This is a genomic window from Streptomyces atriruber (assembly GCF_001418325.1).
Classification (GTDB): Bacteria; Actinomycetota; Actinomycetes; order Streptomycetales; family Streptomycetaceae; genus Streptomyces; species Streptomyces atriruber.
Genome location: NZ_LIPN01000134.1, coordinates 1 through 2,061 on the forward strand (window position 1 = coordinate 1; position 2,061 = coordinate 2,061).

At 72.8% G+C, this 2,061-nt stretch carries 3 protein-coding genes and 1 pseudogene; 2 read left to right on the forward strand and 2 right to left on the reverse strand.

What is annotated here, in order from left to right:
- Positions 1 to 284: CU044_2847 family protein (locus tag AOK03_RS15690; RefSeq protein WP_055565876.1), on the reverse strand; the 284-nt coding region annotated here is incomplete at its 3' end.
- Between the two features lie 187 nt (positions 285 to 471).
- On the opposite strand from AOK03_RS15690, the gene AOK03_RS15695 reads away from it, so the two are divergent.
- Positions 472 to 654 carry a DUF6104 family protein gene (locus tag AOK03_RS15695; RefSeq protein ID WP_003961784.1) on the forward strand — a complete coding sequence of 61 codons (183 nt, stop codon included), beginning with the start codon at positions 472 to 474 and terminating at the stop codon, positions 652 to 654.
- Between the two features lie 42 nt (positions 655 to 696).
- Here the strand turns inward: AOK03_RS15695 and AOK03_RS15700 are convergent, their stop codons facing one another.
- The gene (locus tag AOK03_RS15700; RefSeq protein WP_055565877.1) at positions 697 to 1,569 is read right to left on the reverse strand and encodes a hypothetical protein; all 873 of its coding nucleotides are present in this window, start codon (positions 1,567 to 1,569) and stop codon (positions 697 to 699) included.
- 146 nt (positions 1,570 to 1,715) lie between these two features.
- On the opposite strand from AOK03_RS15700, the pseudogene AOK03_RS15705 reads away from it, so the two are divergent.
- Positions 1,716 to 2,061: pseudogene (locus AOK03_RS15705) on the forward strand (DUF4097 family beta strand repeat-containing protein); the annotation flags it as partial.

The following is a 2,061-nucleotide window of genomic DNA, read 5'->3' on the forward strand; positions in this document are numbered from 1 at the left end:
GCCTTGGCCTCGCCCTCGGCGAGCACGGCGATCACCTTGCCGGGTTTCGCGCTCAGCTCCACGCCGAAGGTGACGCTGGCCTCGTCGGGCTTGGCGGCGGCGGCCGCGTCGAGCACGGAGGCACCGACGCCGCGGATCAGTTCCCCGAGCTCCTCGACCCTGGCGACGGCGGTGTCGAGCACGCCGACGTCCTCGTCGTCCTCACCGTGGGCGCCGGACGCCCCGATGCGCGCGTGCACGATCTTCCCGTCGGGCAGTTCGATCTGCTGGACGTGTCCCGCCACGGTCCCCCCGTTCGCCGTTCAACTCACCCTTCGCGCTCGCCACTTGATCTGCGACGAGGTTAATGGCCCGCATGGTTGCAGGCGACCCCCGAACGGCGCACGAAACCGGCCAGGTCGGAGGCGCCCGCGCACCGAATACGATGAAGCGGGAGCAGCCGCCCCCACGAACCATCTTCAGGAGCTTGAGTTGTACTTCACCGACCGTGGCATCGAGGAGCTGGAGAAGCGGCGCGGCGAGGAAGAGGTCACTTTCGAGTGGCTCGCCGAGCAGCTCCGCACGTTCGTGGACCTCAACCCCGACTTCGAGGTCCCCGTCGAGCGCCTGGCGACGTGGCTGGCGCGGCTGGACGACGAGGACGAGGACGAGTAGTCACCCGGTGGGGACGGCGCCGCCCCGCCGAGCCTGGGGCCGTCACCGCACTGCGTCCTGGGCGCCCCGCGCCCGGTCGTACGCGAGCCCCGCCGCCCCCTGCACCACCAGCAGCGCCGCCGCCGCGCCCCACCCGGCGCTGCGTCGCCGTACCGCCCACACCGCCAGGGGCAGGCCCGCGGCGAGCTGGGCCGCGGCCAGGACCCTGGCCCTCGGGCCGCGCACCCAGGGGCCCAGCGGGCCCTTGTCGACCGCTCCGAACTCCGCGCGGACCGCGTCCCGCCATCCGGGCCACTCGACCGAGCGCACGCCCTGCTGGATCCGTGCCACCTCGCGCAGGCGGTCCGCCGGTTCGCCGGGGCCGAGGCCCGGCGGCAGGGCGAGGCCCGTGCGCGTGAGGACGGCGAGGAGGCCGAGCATTCTGGCGCGCGCGTCCGCCTCCGTGTCGGGGCGGGCCAGCGCCTCCAGGGACTGCATGTCCAGTACGGGGTCGAGGCCGAGCCGGGCGGCGAACGTCCGCATCGCCTCGTCCTCCCCCAGCGGCGTCCCGTTCGCCAGCCATTCGTATCCGACCGTCCGCCGGAACCCCGCCGCGAGGGTGTAGCCGGACCGGTCGCCGTCCCACCACAGCGCGAGCACGGGCCACGCCGAGCCGACGGCGAGCGCGGTGGCCCAACCGGTCAGCACCCGGTCGACGGGCTCCCCGCCGTGCAGCCACGGCTTGCCCTCGGGCACGAGCACGCTCCAGCCGGAACCGGCCTCCGCGAGCAGCATCCGCTCACGGAGCAGCTGGACCGCGATCTCGACGACGTCGGGCTCGGCCCGGCAGAGCAGCAACGCGCCGGCGGCCTTCGCGGAACCGGACGAGGCGTCGGAGGCGCCGGAGACACCTGGGGAGGAAGCATCGGACGACATGTGCTCCACGCTAGGACAGATCGCCCCAATCGGCTCACAGTCCACCTCTTCGGCGGACTTCTTGACTTCGCGGATCCGCGATATATCGTGAATGGGAGAGGACGCGATATGGCGCGTCACGTCCGACCCGCCCAGGAGGTCAGCTCATGTCGGAGTGGTCCGTCGCCGAGCCCGTGAAGCTCACGTTCGACGCCCCCGTCACCGCACTCCACGTCCGCATAGTCAACGGCACGGTGAACGTGGTGGGCACGGACGAAGGTTCCGCCCGCCTGGAGGTCACCGAGATCGACGGACCGCCGCTGCGGGTGACCCAGGAGGACGGCACGCTCACCGTCGCCTATGAGGACCTGCCCTGGAAGGGCTTCCTCAAGTGGCTCGACCGCAAGGGCTGCCGCCGCAGCGCCGTCGTCTCCCTCGCCGTGCCCGCCACGACCCGGGTCGAGGTGGGAGTCGTCGGCGCGGGCGCCGTGGTCTCCGGCATCGAGGGGCGCG